Source organism: Micromonospora sp. AMSO12t (genome assembly GCF_008806585.1).
Lineage (GTDB): Bacteria > Actinomycetota > Actinomycetes > Mycobacteriales > Micromonosporaceae > Micromonospora > Micromonospora reichwaldensis.
The window spans coordinates 1-553 of the sequence record NZ_WAAS01000578.1 but is presented as its reverse complement, the minus strand read 5'-3'; the positions used below and the strand labels follow the sequence as shown (position 1 = coordinate 553).

Annotated in this window: 1 pseudogene; it reads left to right on the top strand. The window is 66.9% G+C overall.

From position 1 onward, the window contains the following. Positions 1 to 553, top strand: a pseudogene (locus F6X68_RS33040) (cytochrome P450); the annotation flags it as partial.

Here is a 553-nt window from a genome sequence, read left to right as displayed (position 1 = left end):
CGGCCGTCGGCCCGTCACGTCGGCCTGCGGGCGGACAGCCCGATGACCAAGGTAAAGCTCTACAACGGACGGACGGCCTGGCTGGTCACCGGGGCAGCACAGGCCAGGGCGGTGCTCTCCGACTACCGTCGGGTGTCGATCCGCCCGTACCACGGCAACTACCCGCTGCTGAACGAGGAGTTCGAGAACGTCGTCGACAGCGGCTACGCGGACGTGCTGTTCGGGGTGGACCCGCCCGAGCACACCAAGCAGCGCTCGATGATCATGCCGAGTTTCACGCTGCGTCGTACCGCGCTGCTGCGCGACGACATTCAACGCATCGTCGACGAGAAGCTGGACGAGATGCTGCGCCACGGCGCACCGGCGGACCTGGTCTCCATGTTCGCCCAGCCGGTGCCCTCGATGGTGATGAGCACCGTGCTCGGCGTGCCGTACGACGAGCACGAGGACTTCGAGACGCCCGCGCACAAGCTCTTCGTGCCGGAACTGGCCGAGGAGGCCACGGCCGAACTGGGCGAGTACCTCGACCGGCTGATCCAGAAGAAGGAGAACG